Below are 16,133 nucleotides of genomic sequence, written 5' to 3'. Positions count from 1 at the left end.
CGGTCGTCGTCCCGGTCGGCGGACTCCTCGCCGGACTGGCGCTGGCCGGCTGCGGCACGGCAGGCACGGAGGGCACACCGGGAGCCGGATCCCGGGAGCACCACGCGACGGCCCGACCGTCCGAGCATTCCCGGGCCGCCGCGCCGCCCTGCGAGTCGCCCCTGGACTCCCTGAGCCAGCGGGAGCGGATCGCGCAGTTGTTCACCGTGGGCGTGAGCTCGATGGCCGACGCCCGGCGGGCGGTCGACGAGCACAACATCGGGGGGATCTTCCTCGGCGGGGATGTCGTGGGTGAAGTCGTCTCCGGCGACGGTCTCGCGCGACTTCAGGAGGACTCGGCGCTACCGCTGCTCGTGTCGATCGACGAGGAGGGCGGTCGCGTGTCCCGCATCGCCCCCTATGCCGGGCCGATGCCGTCCGCCCGCGTCATGGCCGCCACCATGAGCCCCGAGGAGGTCCGGTCCGCGGCGCGGGCGCGCGGTGAGTTCCTCCGTGAGATGGGGGTGACCGTCGACTTCGCGCCGTCTGTCGACGTGTCCGACCAGCCGGACTGGGCGGTGATCGGCGACCGGTCGTTCTCACCCGACCCGGCCCGGGTGGTCAGCTACGCCCGCGCGTTCTCCGCGGGGCTCCTCGACGCCGGGGTGACGCCCGTGTTCAAGCACTTCCCCGGGCACGGCCGATCGTCCGGGGACAGCCACCACGAAGCGGTGACCGTGCCCCCGCTGGATCAACTCGTGCCGCACGATCTCCGGCCCTTCTCCGAACTCGCCGAGACCCCCGGCGCGGCGATGATGCTGGGGCACCAGCAGGTGCCGGGCCTCACCGGTGTCGACCGGCCGGCGTCGCTCTCCCCGGCCGCGTACCGACTGCTGCGTGAGGGGCGCGGGTACGGCGCCCCCGCCTTCGACGGCCCGATCTTCACCGACGACCTGTCCGGGATGCGCGCCGTGACGAACGACTTCCCGCTCCCCCGGGCGGTCACCGAATCGCTCATCGCCGGGGCCGATTCACCGCTGTGGATCACCACCGCCGGGGTCCCCGAGGCACTCGACGCCGTCGAGCGCGCGCTCGCCGAGGGCGCCCTGCGGAAGGAAGACCTGGACCTCTCGCTCGCCCGGATGGCGACCCTCCGCGGCATCCCGGGGTGCCTGAGCCGGCCGGCGACCGGCCAGCTGACGGAGGCGGGAGCCCTCGCCGGCACCACACCCGGGCTCCCGCCCCGCGCCGACCTGCCCGGACTACCCGAGTCGCCCCCTCAGCCCGGACCGCCGGGCTGATCCCGGCCCCCTGGTGTGATCCCGGGCAGTCCTCCGCTCGACCAGATGCCGGAGGTCCCCCGACGATGCGAGCTCACGAGGTGGGTGTCGACGACGCCGATGGCCTCCATCAACGCGAACACCGTCACCGGACCCACGAAGCTGAACCCCCGCCGCTTGAGCTCCCGGGCCAGCGCCTCCGATTCCGGTGATCGGCTGGGGACCTCGCTCATCGTCCGGGGTTCCGGGGTGGTCTCCGGCCGGTACGACCAGATCAACTCGCCCAGACCGCCCTCGGCCCGGAGGGAGATCACGGCGCGCGCATTGCCCACGGCCGCGTCGATCTTGCGACGGTTGCGCACGATCCTCTCGTCCGCCATGAGCCGGGCGACGTCGGCGTCGCCGAACTCCGCGACCGCGTCCGGCGAGAACCCGGCGAACGCCTCCCGGAACGCCGGACGCTTGCGCAGGATCGTCAGCCAACTCAGGCCCGACTGGAACCCCTCCAGGACGAGTCGCTCGAAGAGACCGGCCTCGTCGTGGACCGGCATCCCCCATTCGGTGTCGTAGTATTCCCGCAGCAACGGGTCCCGCGCCGCCCACGGAGGTCGCATCAGTCCGTCCTCGCACCGGACCGCGCCGTCTGCCCGATACACCTGATCTATCGTCATGCTCTCCCCCTACGGAGTCGTGGACCACCCTCCACGGTGGTCATCGTCACCCTAGGAAGCGGCTCCGACAAGACCCCGGCCGCGGAACGATCAGGCCATGGAACGATCCGGCGACGCCGTGATGCGGTTACGCCAGCACCCCGCTGAGCTGCACGATGCGCACCGTCGCCAGGAGCATGAGCGCCACCCCCACGACGAGCGTGAGCATCCGACCGGCCACGCGACCGCGGGCGAGGAATCGGTCGATCCGGCGGGTCGCCGCGGCGACTCCGGACGAGTCGACGCGCGACAACGTGACGATCAGCGCCGTGCTCGGCAGGATCGCGATGACCGCGAAGAACAGGATCTGGAGGAGCTTGGACCACCAGGGGGTCTCGGCGAAGGAGATGAGGACCATGCCCGCAGCGAACGGCGCCGACGTGGCCGACTGGATGACGCCCAGCGAGATGCCGGTGGCCATGATGCCGAAGCGCTGCAATACGGTCTGGGCGAGCGGGGCCTCGACGCTGTCCTCTTTGGCCTCCGCCGGCCTGCGCAGTCCCAACACGGTGATCACCACACCGACCACCCCCATGATCAGCATCGCCCAGAGGTTGTAGAACAGGCTGCGCACGAACTCCTGGTTGTTGCCGATCACCCACACCGACACCAGTGAGAGCAGGACGATGCCGCAGAACGCCCCGCCGGTGAACCGGGCGGCACGCGGGGTGAAGCCTCCCCCCCGCCCGGCGGCCGTGAGCCACAGTCCGGCGATCACGGCGAAGGCCAGGAGGTTGACGGAGTCGACTGCCGCGAATCCCAGCAGGCTGAGGTAATACTGCACGACGGCACACACTACCGGCGGAGACCCGGTGGGCCATCCCGGTAGTCGTCGACGTCCTCGTCCCGGCGGGGCTCGTCGTCGTCGCCCTTCATCCGGCCGGGACGGCCGAACACCGGCCGGTCGCGCCGCAGGCGAGTGTCGATCCCCCGCATGCTCCATCCGCGCATGGGGGCCGGGACACGCCACTGCAGACGCCACGCGACCATCCGGAACGTGAAGGTGAACGCGGACAACGCCGCCGCCGCGACCGGGCCCCACGTGTCGGTGGACACGGCCAGCGCGGTCAGCGCGGCACCGGTGGCGGCGGGGATGACGTACAGGTCGGAGCCGTTGAACACGGCCGGGATCTCGTTGGCCACGACATCGCGGAGCAGGCCCCCGCCGACTGCGGTGACCACCCCGAGTAGCAGCGCGGAGGCGACGGGCATCCCGTGGTCGAGCGCCCGGGCGGTACCGAACGTGCAGAACAGCCCCAGCCCGGCGGCGTCGAAGACGATGATCAACGTCCGGACGCGGTGCAGGTGCGCGCCCAGCAAGTACACCACCGCGGAGGCGACGAACGGCGGCACCAGCAGGACCGGCTGGGCCAGGGCCAGCGGCGTGACCCCCAGCATGACGTCACGCATGATGCCCCCGCCGAGCCCGGCCAGCAGGCCCAGGACCAGGCCACCGGTGATGTCGATGTTCTTGCGCGCGGCCAGCAGACTGCCGGACAGGGCGAAGAAGAACACCCCCACGAGGTCGAACCACAGCAGCAGGGTCGAGGACTCCACGACCGGTCCCCTAGACCACCGCGTCCGCGGTGGAGCGCGCGTGGTGGCGCCGCCGCACGGAACGGAACGTCCACAGCTTGTTGACGACGAAGTTGATCGGCATCGTGATGAGGATCGTCAGCAGCTGACCCCAGTACTCCCGGGAGTGGATGCCCGCGTCCTCGTGGAACCACGGCTCCGGAAGGTAGAGCGGCGAGGTGGGGTTGGTGAAGGCCAGCTTGATGAAGATCCCCGCGGCGGCAGCGACCGAACCGACCAACAGGAACGGCCAGAACTCCTGCATGACCGGGGCCTTGTGCCCCTTACCGAACGTCCAGTGCCGGTTGAGCAGGAAGTTGTAGAGGTTGGCCACGAGGAACGCGACGATCCACACCAGGGTGGTGAAGCGGAAGTTGTAGTCCGTCCCCGCGAACGGGAACAGGATGTCCTGCGCGTTCTGGGTGCCGCCGTTGGCCCTGTTCATCAGGACCGTGACGATCATGTTGACGACCATCCCGGATCCGCCCACGATCCCGAACATGAGGAACTGACGGGCGTTTCGTCGATAACGACCTAGTTCGGACGGGGCCGGGTTCACAGCGAGCCAGTCTAGGCCCACGGGAGGAATCTAGTCCGCTCCGTGGCCCTCCGGGACGCGCTCGGACGGATCCTCGATCGGCCCGGGGGCGGTGCCGTCACCGAACGGGCGGCCACCCAACTCCTCGCGGTGGTGCGGGGTGAGCAGGCCGGACAGGTCGGGCCCCTTGGGCACGATGCCGGTGGGGTTCACGTCCCGGTGGACGTTGTAGTAGTGTTCCTTGATCTGTGGGAAGTCGCAGGTGTCGCCGAACCCGGGCGTCTGGAACAGGTCGCGGAGGTAGCCCCACAGGGCCGGCATCTCCGTGATCTTGTTGCGGTTGGCCTTGAAGTGACCGTGGTAGACGGCGTCGAACCGCACGAGGGTGGTGAACAGTCGGATGTCCGCGACCGTGATCGTGTCCCCCGCGAGGTAGCGGCGGGTCGTCAACCGCTCCTCGAGACGGTCCAGTGAGGCCCAGAGCTCGTCGTAGGCCTCCTCGTAGGCCCTCTGCTCGGCCGCGAACCCGCAGCGGTAGACGCCGTTGTTGACGGTGGGATAGATCCACGAGTCCAACTCGTCGATCTCGTCGCGGTGCTCCTCGGGGTAGAGGTCCGGCGCACCGGCGCGGTGGAAGGCGGACCACTCCGTGAGCAGATCGAAGTTGAGCTTCTGATAGGCGTTGGTCACGACCGACGTGGTGGGGAGGTCGACCAGCGCCGGCACCGTGATGCCGCGCGGGTAGTCGGGGATCCGGTTGAAGTACGCCTCCTGGAGGCGGTGGATGCCCGTGACCGGGTCCTTGCCGTCCGGGTCGAGGTCGAAGACCCAGGAATTGACGTCGTGGGTCGGGCCGGCCAACCCCATGGAGATGGCGTCCTCCAGGCCCATCAGACGCCGGACGATGATCGAGCGGCTGGCCCACGGGCACGCGCGGGCCGCCATGAGGCGGTACCGCCCCGCCTCGACGGGCCACCGCATCTCGCCGACCTTGTCGCCCACCGGGTCCGATCCCGCCGGGAGATCCGCCACCACCCGGTCGTTGATGTAGGTGGCGTCGCGGACGAACTCACCGTCCTCCGAGGCGTTCTTGGCTGCGATGAACTCGGTGTCGTCTGCCATGGGATCTCCTGCGGTCGTCGTCGCGGCAAGTGATTGATGCATCACCAACGTACCTGGTGTCGGAACCACGCGCCACCGGAGCCGGTGTGCCACGCTGACCACATGGACTCCGCTCACGTCGACGACGTGCCCACCCGCTACGCCGAGTTCGCCGAATTCGAGGTCCGCGGCCGCACGCCCGTCTACCTGGCGTGGGCACGGGGAGTGGCCGAGGATCCGGCCACGTGCGAACTCATCGGGAGCCTTCCCCGGATCAAGAGACAGCCCGCGTTGGTCTTCGCCTCCGCGCGGCACGCGGGCGCGCCCGAGACCGAGGACTACGCGGTGTTCCGGGAGTTCGTCCACACCCATTGGCACGAGATCGAACAGATCGCACTCACACACTCGACACAGACCAACGAGGCCAAGCGGTGCGCGGTGCTCCTGCCGTTCCTCTCCCTCATCCCCGGCCCGCTCTCCCTGGTGGAGATGGGCGCCTCCGCCGGCCTGTGCCTGTATCCGGACCGGTACGCCTACCGGTTCTCGCTGGACGGCGGTCCCACCCACGAACTGCGACCACCGGGGTCCGGCACCGGCTCCCCGGTCTCCGGCGCCCCGGTCCTCGACTGCGCCCTGCGCGACGGCGTCCCCCGCCCCCGGTCACTGCCCGACGTGGTCCACCGCGGCGGGGTGGACCTGTCCCCGATCGACCCCTCCGACGCCGACTCGAGGGCCTGGCTGCGGAGCCTGATCTGGCCCGGACAGCACGCCGAGCGGGCGCCACGTCTGGAGTCCGCACTCGACATCGCCGCCGCGGACCCGGCGCACATCATCGCCGGCGACCTGGTCGAGAGGCTGGAGGAATCCGTGGCCGCCTGCCCCGCGGGGTCCACGCCGGTGGTGTTCCACACCGCGGTACTCGGATACCTCGAACCTCCGGCCCGCGCGGAGTTCGTCCGCCGGGTCTCGGCGCTCGACTGCATCTGGATCTCCGTGGAGGGGGTGACACTACTGCCCGACGTCGCCGAGCAGGTCCCGGAGTCGATCCGACGTCACAAGGGCATCTTCGTCGTCGCCGTCAACGGTCGTCCACTGGCCACGGCGCACGGCCACGGCGACTGGGTCCGCGCACTCGACGTGCCCTGAGTTCGACGCACCCCGGTCAGTCGAACGGCCACTGTCTGCGCATCGGCCGGTCGAGCCCCGGCTCGATGAGGTACTCGGTCCCGAACGCCGCCGCGTAGACCTCCTTCGGCAGGGCCAGCATCATGCCGATGTCGCTGGTCTGACTGGCGTGGCACTGCATCGCGCGCCGCTTGAGCTCCAGTACGTCCGCGGGCAGGTCGATCGCCCACGCGATCTCCGACTGCGGGACCCCGACCGGCAGTCCGTCATCACCGGTGAGGATCATCCGTCGCAGCTCGGCCACGTCCATTCCGCCGGCCGCGAGTGTCTCGAGGAACTCCGCGGCCTCGGGACTGTCGAGCATCTCGAGTTGCGCGTCCTGATTGGTGGTGGCCTCCAGCAATCGCGGTCGACGGGCCGCCACCCCCACCGCGCGTCGGGCGATCCGGTGGACGGCCAGGTGATCGGGGTGACCGTAGTTCCCGTGGTGGTCGTACCCCACGAGGACGTCGGCGTCCTCCCTGTCGAGGATCCGGGCGAGACGGCCGGCGGCCTGGTCGGTGTCGGAGCTGTGCAGGGACAACGGGTCGTCGTTCTGCGCCCATCCGGTCATGCCCGAGTCGCGGTACCCCAGCCAGTCGATCCGGGCGACGCCCAGGACGTCCGCGGCGGCCCGGGCCTCCCCGCGCCGGTGCTCCACCAGGTCCCCGTCGTCTCCGAGGTGATCAGGTCGCTGACCGTGGTCGCCGTCCGTGGCGAAGACCGTGACGACGCGATGGCCACCGCGCGCGGCGACGGCCATCATCCCGGCGGTCTGGGACGTCTCGTCGTCGGGGTGGGCGTGGAGGAAGACGATGGTCGACACCCGGACATTCTGCCCTGCCCGCCGGCCGGGTGTGCGCCCGGAATGGACCGAACCCGACGCGCATCCCCTCTCGTCTCGTGCGATCCGGGCGCGCAAGCCGAAGAGGACGCGCGAGTCCCGCGGTGGAGCCCTACTTCTCCCGGACGACCGTTCCGTCGTCCTGGAGGCGAAGCAGCGGGTAGATGCCGTTCTCGTCGTGGTTCTCGTCGCCGACGACCGGGGGGTTGAACACGCAGAGCATCTGCATCTCCTCCTCCACGATCACCTGGTGCTTCTCGTGACCGTCCAGGAGGTACATCGACCCCGCCTCGAGGGGGTACTCCTCGCCGTTGGTGAGGTCCCGCAGCGTGCCCTTACCCCGGGTCAGCCAGACGGCCTCGATGTGGTTGGCGTAGTGGAAGTCGTTGGTCGTGCCGGCGGCGATGGTGGTCTCGTGGAACGAGAATCCCACCCGGTCGTCGGCCAGGACGATGCGCTTGGACTCCCAGTTGCCGTTGTTGCCCTTGATGTGGCGCTCGGTGTCGGTGATGCCTGCGGTCGTGCGAACGATCATGAGGTGCCTCCTCGGGGAAGGGGGATGGTCTGGATGCGCTCAGACGTACTGCTGCGCCAGGACGTGGTCGACGGCCTCGTAACAGATCTCGATGCCGCGGTCGCGCTCCTCATCGGTCAGGGTGAGCGGCGCGAGAAACTTGACCACCTCGTCGCTCGGGCCGGCGGTCTCGACGAGCAAATGATTGTCGAAGCACCGGGCCATGACCTGGCCGGCGAGATCCGCGTCCTGGAGGAAGGCGATGCCGAAGGCCATACCGCGTCCACGCAGCTCGAGCTTGCCCTCGTACTTGTAGACCAGCGGGGAGAAGCGTTCGCGCAGGATCCGGCCGTTCTCGAGCGTGCGGTTCTGCAGATGATCGTCCGACCAGTACTTGCGCAGCGCGACGTCTGCGGTGACGAACGCCATGTTGTTGCCGCGGAAGGTCCCGTTGTGCTCGCCGGGGGTCCACTCGTCGAGGTCGCGACGGAAGAGGGTCAGTGCGAGCGGGAGCCCGTACCCGCCGATGGACTTCGACAGGGTGACGATGTCCGGCTTGATCCCCGCGAACTCGAACGAGAAGAACTCACCGGTCCGTCCGCACCCCATCTGGACGTCGTCCACGATGAGCAGGATGTCGTGGCGGACACAGAGCTCGTTGAGCGCCTGCAACCACTCGGCGCGCGCGGCGTTGATGCCGCCCTCACCCTGCACACACTCGACGATCACGGCCGCCGGGCGGTTCATGCCCGAGCCGGAGTCGACCAGGACGCGCTCCATCCATTGGAAGTCCTCGGTCACGCCGCCGAAGTAGTTGTCGTACGGCATCGGCGTGGCGTGGACCAGCGGGATCCCGGCACCGGCGCGCTTCATGGAGTTACCCGTGACGGACAGCGACCCGAGGGTCATGCCGTGGAACGAGTTGGTGAAGTTGATGATGGCCTCACGCCCGGTGACCTTGCGGGCCAGCTTGAGCGCCGATTCGACGGCGTTGGTCCCGGTCGGCCCGGGGAACATGACCTTGTAGTCGAGTCCCCGCGGCTCGAGGATCGTCGAGGAGAAGGTCTCGAGGAAGGCGCGCTTGGCGACCGTGTACTTGTCGAGCGAATGCGTGACGCCGTCGCGCTGGATGTACTCCAGGAGAGCGGCCTTCATGTCGTCGTCGTTGTGGCCGTAGTTCAGCGCGCCGGCACCACCGAAGAAGTCGAGGTACTCCTCGCCCTCCACCGTGGTGAGCGTCGTGCCCTTGGCGGTGTCGAACACCACCGGCCAGTTGCGGGAGTAGCTGCGCACCTCGGACTCGCGGTCCGAGAAGATGTCCGTGTTGGAGCTCGTGTCGTGCGTGGACTCGGTCATGGTCTTCTGATCACTCCAATGAAGAGAAAGGGCGGGCAGCGGTGGCGGGCCGGACGGCCCGTGCGCCGACGGCTAGGAAATCGTGTAGAGGTCTTCTCGCTCGTGACCCTCCCCGAGCAGCTCGGAGCTCAGGTAGTCCTCGCTGGACAGCGTCATGCCCCGGTCACGCGCGACCGCGCCGAACGTGCGCTGGGACGCCTCGTTGTCCGGGCTGATAGTGGTGCGCAACCGCACGACACCTCGCTCGGCCAACCGGTCCATCAGGCTGTGGAGCAGCCGCGCGGCCAGACCCTTGCCTCGCTGGTCCGCGTCCACGCCCACCTGCCAGACGAAGATCGTGTCCGGCTCCGAGGGTCGCAGGAAGCCGGTGACGAAGCCGACCACGCGGCCTTCCACCTCGACCACCACCGAACTCTCGGAGAACTCCGCTCCCCACAGCACGTAGGCATAGGAGGAGTTCAGGTCGAGTACTCCGCTGTCGCGGGCGATCTCCCACATGCGATTCCCATCAGCCGCGGTGGGCGGACGGAACATCGCGTCGGACGAATCAGGGTTACGGGGTGCTTCTCGTTCTCCTGGGTTCATAGGTATGACCCACCGTAGTGACGGCGACCGGTTGCTGCATCGTGGTTCGCCGGATCGTTACCTGATTGACGGGCGAGTCCGCAGGTGGTCAGCCCGCAGTGATGTCGGTCACCCGGTGTGGGCCCTCCGAGAGGTCGGCACTCTTCCGTCCCGGCCACGCACCTGGGAGGATATCGTCATGGACGACAACCCGATCACAGAATTCGACGAGGGCCGGTCGCTCGAACTCCTGGCGACAGAGTCGCTCGGCCGTCTGGTCACCGTCACGGGCGGGCGGGCCGACATCTATCCCGTCAACTACGCGCTGTCGACGGAGGGCACCCTCTTCTTCCGCACCGCCGAGGGCAGCAAGCTCGCCGGCCTCACCATCCACCCCGACGTGCTGTTCCAGGTGGACCACATCGAGGACCGGGAGGCGTGGTCGGTGGTCGTCCGGGGGCAGGCCCGGCGGCTGGACGGCTTCGAGGAGATCAACCGCGCCGAGGAACTCGACCTCAAGCCGTGGATCCCCACGCTCAAGTACAACTTCGTGGAGATCACACCCGAGCACGTCTCGGGCCGCGGTTTCCTCTTCGGCGACGAGCCGGAGCGGTACGCCGGTTAGACGCGGGCCCCGGTCGGGCCCCGGACCCCACTGGCCGGATCAGCCGGTCGGATCAGTCGGCGGCCGGGTCGTCCAGTTCCGCCCACAGGCGCCTGACCCGGGCGTCGATGTCGTCGCGGATCAGCGCCATCCGTTCCGGCCCGTCGATTCCCCGCTCGGCGGGCTCGTCGGTGTCCCAGACCTCGATGGCCGCGCGCATCCCGTCGACCGGATCGAGGCGGGCGGCAGTGCCGAGCACGACCACGCGGTCGGCTCGGCGCAGGACGTTGTCGTCCACCGGCTCGGCGACCGCCCCCGACATGTCGGCGCCGATCTCGGCGAGGGAGGCGACCGACTCGGCGTTGGGGGGCTCGCCCAGGGCGGGCCGCGTCCCGGCCGAGTGGATCTCGACGGCGTCCCCTGCGACCCGGCGCAGCAGCGCCTCGGCCATCTGGGACTTACCGCGGTTGGACTTGCAGACGAACAGGACGGTGGGCCGAGGAGTCTGCCGATCGCTCACCGGGGGCCCTCCCCTGAGCTGCGGACGGTGCCGGACGGCGCCTGACGCAGCGCGGTGGGCACGGTGGGATCGTCCTTGAACAGGCGCTTACCGGCCCAGAGACTCACGTAGACGAGCCCGATCAGGACCGGGACCTCGATCAGCGGCCCGACCACGCCCGCGAGCGCCTGGCCGGAGGTCACGCCCCAGGTCCCGATGCTCACGGCGATCGCCAGTTCGAAGTTGTTGCCCGCGGCGGTGAACGCGACCGCGGTGGACTTGGCGTAGTTCAGGCCCGACGCCCGCGCCGCGAGCAGGCTGCCGCCGAACATGAGCACGAAGTACGCGAGCAGCGGCAGGGCGATCCGAGCCACGTCGAGCGGGTTGGCCATGATCGCGTCGCCCTGGAACGCGAAGAGCACGACGATGGTGAACAGCAGCCCGTAGAGCGCCCACGGGCCGATCTTCGGCAGGAACGTCTCCTCGTACCACTCGCGACCCCTGACCTTCTCGCCGTAGTACCTGGTGAGGAACCCCGCGACGAGGGGTATGCCGAGGAAGACCAGTACGCTCAGCGCGATCGCCCACACCGAGAACTGTGCGGTCGTGGTCTCCAGCCCGAGCCATCCGGGGAGGACCTGGAGGTAGAACCAGCCGAGGCCGGCGAACGCGATGACCTGGAACACCGAGTTGAGCGCCACGAGGACGGCGGCGGCCTCCCGGTCCCCGCAGGCGAGGTCGTTCCAGATGAAGACCATGGCGATACACCGGGCCAGGCCGACGATGATGAGCCCCGTCCGGTACTCGGGCAGGTCGGGCAGCATGAGCCAGGCCAGGGTGAACATCAGCGCGGGTCCGACCAGCCAGTTGAGCGCGAGCGAGAGGACGAGGAGCCTGCGGTCCCCTGTGACCCGGTGGGTCTCGTCGTAACGGACCTTCGCCAGGACGGGGTACATCATGATGAGCAGTCCGAGCGCGATGGGCAGGGAGACATCCGCCACCTTGACGCTCTCGAGCACCCCGGCGATACCGGGGACGGTCCGACCGAGCAGGAGCCCCGCCGCCATGGCCAGCAGTATCCACACCGCGAGGTAGCGGTCGAGGAAGGACAGTCTGGCGGCGACGTGCTCGCCGGGATCGGCCGGGGCCGAGACCTGGGTGCTCATGCCGTCGACCCTATGGGATTCATCGACGGTGGTCAATGTGTCCTACCGCGGCGGCACACCGGCCGGGTACCCTTCGGTCATGACCTCGCAGGAGCTCGGCACCGTCGCCGTCGCGGATGCCTCGTGCTGTATCGCCGGCGCGAACGGCCCCCTCGGCCAGGCCGAGGCGGAGGCCGCGGCGGCCCGGTTCAAGGCGCTCGCCGATCCCATGCGCTTGCGACTGCTCTCCCACATCGCGGCGGCGGAGTGCACCGACGTGTGCGTCTGCACGCTGACCGAGCCGCTGGGCATCACGCAACCCACGGTGAGCCACCACATGAAGAAGCTGGTCGAGGCGGGCCTGGTCACCAGGGAGCAGCGGGGCCGCATGGCGCACTACAGCATCGTGCCGGAGGCGTTCGCTCAGATCCGCGACATCGTGGACGTCCGGGGGCTCCGTGCCCCTGACACCTAGATCAGCTCAGGATGCTCCCACCACTTTGTCCGCGCCATGTGATCCCGTGAGTCCCGAGGCGGGCGAGCGCGTCGTGGCGACGATCTCCGGCAGGGCCCGGCGGACCCGGGAGTCGATGTCGTCCCGGATGGACCGCACCCGATCGAGATCCTGCCCGGCGGGATCCGAGACGTCCCAGTCCAGGTATCGCTTGCCCGGATAGACGGCGCACGCGTCCCCGCACCCCATGGAGATCACCACGTCGGCGGCCGCCACCACGTCGTCGGTGAGGGGCTTGGGGTACTCCTTGCCCAGGTCGAGGCCCATCTCCGCCATCACGGCCGCGCAGTTCTCGTCGATCCCGGAGCCGGGCAGCGATCCGGCGGACCGCACGTGCACACGCCCCTCGGAGCGGTGCGCCATGAGCGCGGCCGCCATCTGCGAACGACCCGAGTTCTGTACGCAGATGAAGAGCACCTCAGGGACGTCCTTGGCCACTGCTCCGTCAGCCTGGGCGAGCGCCTTGAGCCGGTCGGTGGCGAATCGCCGGGCGATGGAGGGCAGGTGCGCCGTGACCCGCGCGGTGCGGCGGAGCGAGGCGTACGACTCGAAGACCACGCGCTCGACGGTCTGCGGACTGAACACGCCCTCGTAGTGTCGGGCCAGCTCTCGGGCATCGCGCTGGAGTTGCGTCTGGGGCATGAGCAGCTCGGGCAGCGGAGCGTCGTGCACGGATCGGGACATGTCGGCCTCCAAGCCTCGTATCGACATCCATCAATATAGACGGCCATCGATACTTCCGGAAGCAGGGCCGGAGGGATTCGCTCGGGACCGGCCCGCACTCAGTGCCCGGCGCCGAGCCTGCCCGAGAGCTTGTCGAGCCGCTCCTTGCTGGCACCGTCGAGTCCGATCACCGTGAGGGTCTTGCCCTTGGCCGCGTACTTCTGCTGCACGGCGTCGAGCGTGGCGACGGTCGAGGCGTCCCAGATGTCGGCGTCGGTGAGATCGAGTACCACGTGCTCGGGGTCGCCGGAGTAGTCGAACCGGTACACGAGGTCGTTGCTGGACGCCCAGAACAGCTCGCCCGTGACCCGGTAGGTGCGGGTGTCGACCGCCCCGTCGTGGTCCGCGTCGAGCTCGGCGACCTTCTCGATGGTCGTCATGTGCGCGACCCGGCGCGCGAACATGATCATCGCCGTGACCACCCCCAGGATCACGCCGATCGCGAGGTTGTGGGTCCACACCGTCGCCGCCACGGTGACGACCATGACGAGCGTCTCCGACAGCGGCATCAGCCGCAGGGTCCGGGGATGGATCGAGTGCCAGTCCATGGTCCCCACCGAGACCATGATCATCACCGCGACCAGGGCGGCCATCGGGATCAGTCCGACGACATCGCCCAGGACGACGACGAGGACCAGCAGGAACACGCCGGCGAGCAGGGTGGACAGCCGCGTCCGTGCGCCCGAGGCCTTGACGTTGATCATCGTCTGCCCGATCATCGCGCAGCCGCCCATCCCGCCCAAGAAACCGGTGACGAGGTTGGCGACGCCCTGACCCCAGCCCTCACGCGTCTTGTCGGAGTGCGTTTCCGTGATGTCGTCGACCAACTTGGCCGTCATCAGCGACTCCATGAGCCCCACGAGCGCCATGGCGAGCGCGTAGGGGGCGATGATCTGCAGCGTCTCCAGGGTGAGCGGCACGTCCGGCAGCAGGAGGGTCGGCAGCGACCCGGGCAACTCGCCCTGGTCGTGCACATTAGGGACCGACCATCCCACCGACACCACCACGATCGTCAGTGCCACGATCGCGATCAGGGGCGCGGGGATCACAGTGGTGAGCCTTGGAAAGAACACGAGGACGAGCAGCCCCACCGCCACCAGCGGGTACACCAGCCACGGCACGCCCACCAGGTGCGGGATCTGGGCGGAGAAGATGAGGATCGCGAGCGCGTTGACGAATCCGACCATCACCGAGCGTGGGATGAACCGCATCAGCCTCGCGACCCCGAACACGCTCAGCAGCACCTGCAGCACCCCGGCCAGGAGGACCGTGGCGATGAGGTAGTCCAGTCCGTGCTCGAGCACGACCGGTGCCACGACGAGCGCGATCGCTCCCGTGGCCGCCGAGATCATCGCCGGGCGTCCGCCGGTGAAGGCGATCGTGACCGCCATGGTGAAGGACGCGAACAGACCGACCCGGGGGTCGACGCCCGCGAGGATGGAGAACGAGATCGCCTCCGGGATGAGCGCGAGGGCCACCACGAGGCCGGCGAGCACCTCGGTCCGCAGCCGGGCGGGGGAGGAGAACGCGGCGCGGAACGAGGGCAGCACGCCGGTCGGGAACTCGGTGCTCACGGATCACCTACAGTCGGGGTCAGGACTCTCACACGGCGTGAGAGTAGAAGCTACCGTAACGGGAGAGTTGTGGGCGGGCCAAGTCGCGGCGAGCAGACCATGAAGATCGGCGAGGTCGCCGAGCGCACCGCGCTGTCGATCCGGAGCCTGCGGCACTACGACGAACTCGGTCTGGTCAGCCCCTCCGCGCACTCCCCGGGCGGGTTCCGCCTCTACACGCCGGGGGACGTCGAGCGGCTCCTGCTCATCCGCCGGATGAAGCCACTGGGGTTCAGCCTGGATCGCATGCGCGACTTCTGCCGGGCCCTGGACCGCCGAGCCGACGACCCGGCGGGATCGGCCGCGCTGATCGCCGAGATCGAGGCGGAGGCCACCGAACGGCTCGAGCGACTGCGGACCCACCTGGGCTATGCGGAGGAGTTCGTCGAGATCGTCGCGCGCCTCAGGGCCTGATCACCGGCCGAGAGCTGCGGCCACCGCCGCCTTCGCCCACTGACCGACCCCGATGAGGGTCGCCGATGCCGCGCCACACCAGTCGCCGTAGCCGAGCAGGAACAGTCCGGGCACGTCCGGGACCGCGGGCCCGTCAGTCACCACCCGGCCGCCGGCCCGCGACAGTCCCAGGCCGCGGAGGTGCCCGAGAGCCGGGCGGAATCCGGTGCACCAGATCACCGCGTCGACCGCCTCACGTCGGCCGTCGTCCCACTCCACCCCGCCGGGGTGGAACCGGTCGAACATCGGGGTGGCCACGAGCAGGCCCGCGTCGCGGGCGGCGCGCACCGGGGGGACGACGACGATGTCGCCCAACTCCGCGACACCGCGGCCGCTCCCGGACCGGACCGAGGCGGTGGCGACCCGGAACAACTCCCGTCCGTCGACGTGGTCGGGCAGATAGCGCGGGGGCCCGGCGGTGCACCAGATCAGTTCGCCGTCGCTCTGCTGCAGATGTCCGGCGAGGTCGGCGGCGATCTGCGCGCCCGAGTTCGCACCACCCACCACCACGACGCGCCGACCGTCGAACGGCTCCGGACCCCGGTAGCCGGCACTGTGGATCTGGTGGCCCCGGAAACCCCCGACGCCCGGACAGGTCGGCACGAACGGCCTCGACCACGTCCCGGTGGCACTGATCACCGCGCGAGCACGCCACCGGCGGCCGTCGGCGGCACGGACGACGAACCCGTCCGGATCGTCCCGCTCCACGGCCACGATCCGGACCCCGCGCCGGACGGGTAGCCCGTAGTACTCCTCGTACCCGCGCAGATACTCCACCACGTGGGCCGCGTCGGGGTTCCCGTCGTCCGTCCGGTGCATCCTGCGACCCGGGAGGGACGAGTAGTCGGCGGGCGAGAACAGTCGCAGCGAGGGCCAGGTGTGCGGCCACGCACCCCCCGGTCCGTCGGACGCGTCGAGGATCTCGAAGTTCGCGCCGGCGCGGGTGAGATGGAAACC

19 protein-coding genes are annotated in these 16,133 nt (G+C 69.4%); 5 read left to right on the top strand and 14 right to left on the bottom strand.

Going from position 1 to position 16,133, the window contains the following annotated elements; genetic code table 11:
- Positions 1-35 precede the first annotated feature (35 nt).
- A complete protein-coding gene (locus G6026_RS11345) occupies positions 36-1,280 on the top strand; it encodes a glycoside hydrolase family 3 N-terminal domain-containing protein (RefSeq protein ID WP_241728043.1) in 1,245 nt (414 codons plus the stop codon).
- Here the strand turns inward: G6026_RS11345 and G6026_RS11340 are convergent.
- The 5 genes from G6026_RS11340 to G6026_RS11320 form a co-directional block, all read right to left on the bottom strand.
- Complete coding sequence (locus tag G6026_RS11340; RefSeq protein WP_182613233.1) at positions 1,259-1,930, bottom strand: DNA-3-methyladenine glycosylase I; 672 nt, start codon at positions 1,928-1,930, stop codon at positions 1,259-1,261. The two genes, G6026_RS11345 and G6026_RS11340, sit on opposite strands and share 22 nt — an antisense overlap.
- Positions 1,931-2,057: 127 nt before the next feature.
- The gene (locus G6026_RS11335) at positions 2,058-2,753 is read right to left on the bottom strand and encodes a hypothetical protein (RefSeq protein WP_182613232.1); all 696 of its coding nucleotides are present in this window, start codon (positions 2,751-2,753) and stop codon (positions 2,058-2,060) included.
- Positions 2,754-2,764: 11 nt separating this feature from the next.
- Entirely contained in the window at positions 2,765-3,526 is a 762-nt protein-coding gene (locus G6026_RS11330) for a TRIC cation channel family protein (protein WP_107757534.1), read from the bottom strand.
- A gap of 10 nt (positions 3,527-3,536) precedes the next feature.
- The gene (locus tag G6026_RS11325; RefSeq protein WP_231750381.1) at positions 3,537-4,103 is read right to left on the bottom strand and encodes a GtrA family protein; all 567 of its coding nucleotides are present in this window, start codon (positions 4,101-4,103) and stop codon (positions 3,537-3,539) included.
- Positions 4,104-4,133: 30 nt separating this feature from the next.
- Positions 4,134-5,204 carry a glutathione S-transferase C-terminal domain-containing protein gene (locus G6026_RS11320; RefSeq protein ID WP_182613231.1) on the bottom strand — a complete coding sequence of 357 codons (1,071 nt, stop codon included), beginning with the start codon at positions 5,202-5,204 and terminating at the stop codon, positions 4,134-4,136.
- A 102-nt stretch (positions 5,205-5,306) separates the two neighbouring features.
- Between G6026_RS11320 and G6026_RS11315 the strand changes: the two genes are divergently transcribed.
- Positions 5,307-6,329 carry a DUF2332 domain-containing protein gene (locus G6026_RS11315; protein WP_182613230.1) on the top strand — a complete coding sequence of 341 codons (1,023 nt, stop codon included), beginning with the start codon at positions 5,307-5,309 and terminating at the stop codon, positions 6,327-6,329.
- Between the two features lie 16 nt (positions 6,330-6,345).
- Here the strand turns inward: G6026_RS11315 and G6026_RS11310 are convergent, their stop codons facing one another.
- From G6026_RS11310 to ectA, 4 genes are all read right to left on the bottom strand, one after another.
- Positions 6,346-7,173, bottom strand: a complete 828-nt coding sequence (locus G6026_RS11310) for a PIG-L family deacetylase (protein WP_182613229.1) — start codon at positions 7,171-7,173, stop codon at positions 6,346-6,348.
- A 130-nt stretch (positions 7,174-7,303) separates the two neighbouring features.
- Positions 7,304-7,726, bottom strand: a complete 423-nt coding sequence (locus tag G6026_RS11305; RefSeq protein ID WP_017835758.1) for an ectoine synthase — start codon at positions 7,724-7,726, stop codon at positions 7,304-7,306.
- Positions 7,727-7,765: 39 nt separating this feature from the next.
- Positions 7,766-9,061: a diaminobutyrate--2-oxoglutarate transaminase gene (gene ectB, locus G6026_RS11300; protein WP_182613228.1), complete on the bottom strand. Its 1,296-nt coding sequence runs from the start codon at positions 9,059-9,061 to the stop codon at positions 7,766-7,768.
- 72 nt (positions 9,062-9,133) lie between these two features.
- Positions 9,134-9,595, bottom strand: coding sequence for a diaminobutyrate acetyltransferase (gene ectA, locus G6026_RS11295; protein WP_017835756.1), 462 nt, complete (start codon positions 9,593-9,595; stop codon positions 9,134-9,136).
- A gap of 229 nt (positions 9,596-9,824) precedes the next feature.
- Here ectA and G6026_RS11290 point away from each other — a divergent pair, with 229 nt between their 5' ends.
- Positions 9,825-10,250, top strand: coding sequence for a pyridoxamine 5'-phosphate oxidase family protein (locus G6026_RS11290; RefSeq protein WP_107757539.1), 426 nt, complete (start codon positions 9,825-9,827; stop codon positions 10,248-10,250).
- 52 nt (positions 10,251-10,302) lie between these two features.
- On the opposite strand, the gene G6026_RS11285 is transcribed toward G6026_RS11290, so the two are convergent.
- On the bottom strand, positions 10,303-10,749 hold the full coding sequence (locus tag G6026_RS11285) for a low molecular weight phosphatase family protein (protein ID WP_182613227.1): 447 nt from the start codon (positions 10,747-10,749) through the stop codon (positions 10,303-10,305).
- Positions 10,746-11,894, bottom strand: coding sequence for an ACR3 family arsenite efflux transporter (gene arsB, locus G6026_RS11280; protein WP_107758246.1), 1,149 nt, complete (start codon positions 11,892-11,894; stop codon positions 10,746-10,748). The genes G6026_RS11285 and arsB overlap by 4 nt, the downstream gene beginning before the upstream one ends.
- Before the next feature lie 79 nt (positions 11,895-11,973).
- Here arsB and G6026_RS11275 point away from each other — a divergent pair, with 79 nt between their 5' ends.
- Positions 11,974-12,348: a metalloregulator ArsR/SmtB family transcription factor gene (locus G6026_RS11275; RefSeq protein ID WP_107758247.1), complete on the top strand. Its 375-nt coding sequence runs from the start codon at positions 11,974-11,976 to the stop codon at positions 12,346-12,348.
- 6 nt (positions 12,349-12,354) lie between these two features.
- Here the strand turns inward: G6026_RS11275 and G6026_RS11270 are convergent, their stop codons facing one another.
- Together G6026_RS11270 and G6026_RS11265 are read right to left on the bottom strand one after the other, a co-directional pair.
- Positions 12,355-13,071 (bottom strand): phosphatase, encoded by a 717-nt coding sequence (locus tag G6026_RS11270; protein ID WP_107758248.1) that lies wholly within the window; start codon positions 13,069-13,071, stop codon positions 12,355-12,357.
- A gap of 98 nt (positions 13,072-13,169) precedes the next feature.
- Positions 13,170-14,684 (bottom strand): SulP family inorganic anion transporter, encoded by a 1,515-nt coding sequence (locus tag G6026_RS11265; protein ID WP_182613226.1) that lies wholly within the window; start codon positions 14,682-14,684, stop codon positions 13,170-13,172.
- A gap of 99 nt (positions 14,685-14,783) precedes the next feature.
- Between G6026_RS11265 and G6026_RS11260 the strand changes: the two genes are divergently transcribed.
- The gene (locus G6026_RS11260) at positions 14,784-15,137 is read left to right on the top strand and encodes a MerR family transcriptional regulator (protein WP_182613235.1); all 354 of its coding nucleotides are present in this window, start codon (positions 14,784-14,786) and stop codon (positions 15,135-15,137) included.
- On the opposite strand, the gene G6026_RS11255 is transcribed toward G6026_RS11260, so the two are convergent.
- Positions 15,138-16,133: NAD(P)-binding domain-containing protein (locus G6026_RS11255; protein ID WP_241728042.1), on the bottom strand; the 996-nt coding region annotated here is incomplete at its 5' end. It lies immediately after the preceding gene.

Source organism: Dietzia sp. DQ11-38-2 (assembly GCF_014145055.1).
Classification (GTDB): domain Bacteria; phylum Actinomycetota; class Actinomycetes; order Mycobacteriales; family Mycobacteriaceae; genus Dietzia.
The sequence above is the reverse complement of the archived record's forward strand: the minus strand, read 5'-3'. Positions and strand labels throughout refer to the sequence as shown.

Bases quoted from the DNA above. Each gene is read 5' to 3' on its own strand.
- G6026_RS11315 (WP_182613230.1), top strand. From the start codon at position 5,307: ATGGACTCCGCTCACGTCGACGACGTGCCCACCCGCTACGCCGAGTTC.
- G6026_RS11275 (WP_107758247.1), top strand. From the start codon at position 11,974: ATGACCTCGCAGGAGCTCGGCACCGTCGCCGTCGCGGATGCCTCGTGC.
- G6026_RS11270 (WP_107758248.1), bottom strand. From the start codon at position 13,071: ATGTCCCGATCCGTGCACGACGCTCCGCTGCCCGAGCTGCTCATGCCC.
- G6026_RS11290 (WP_107757539.1), top strand. From the start codon at position 9,825: ATGGACGACAACCCGATCACAGAATTCGACGAGGGCCGGTCGCTCGAA.
- arsB (WP_107758246.1), bottom strand. From the start codon at position 11,894: ATGAGCACCCAGGTCTCGGCCCCGGCCGATCCCGGCGAGCACGTCGCC.
- G6026_RS11320 (WP_182613231.1), bottom strand. From the start codon at position 5,204: ATGGCAGACGACACCGAGTTCATCGCAGCCAAGAACGCCTCGGAGGAC.
- G6026_RS11305 (WP_017835758.1), bottom strand. From the start codon at position 7,726: ATGATCGTTCGCACGACCGCAGGCATCACCGACACCGAGCGCCACATC.
- G6026_RS11340 (WP_182613233.1), bottom strand. From the start codon at position 1,930: ATGACGATAGATCAGGTGTATCGGGCAGACGGCGCGGTCCGGTGCGAG.
- ectA (WP_017835756.1), bottom strand. From the start codon at position 9,595: ATGTTCCGTCCGCCCACCGCGGCTGATGGGAATCGCATGTGGGAGATC.
- G6026_RS11260 (WP_182613235.1), top strand. From the start codon at position 14,784: ATGAAGATCGGCGAGGTCGCCGAGCGCACCGCGCTGTCGATCCGGAGC.
- ectB (WP_182613228.1), bottom strand. From the start codon at position 9,061: ATGACCGAGTCCACGCACGACACGAGCTCCAACACGGACATCTTCTCG.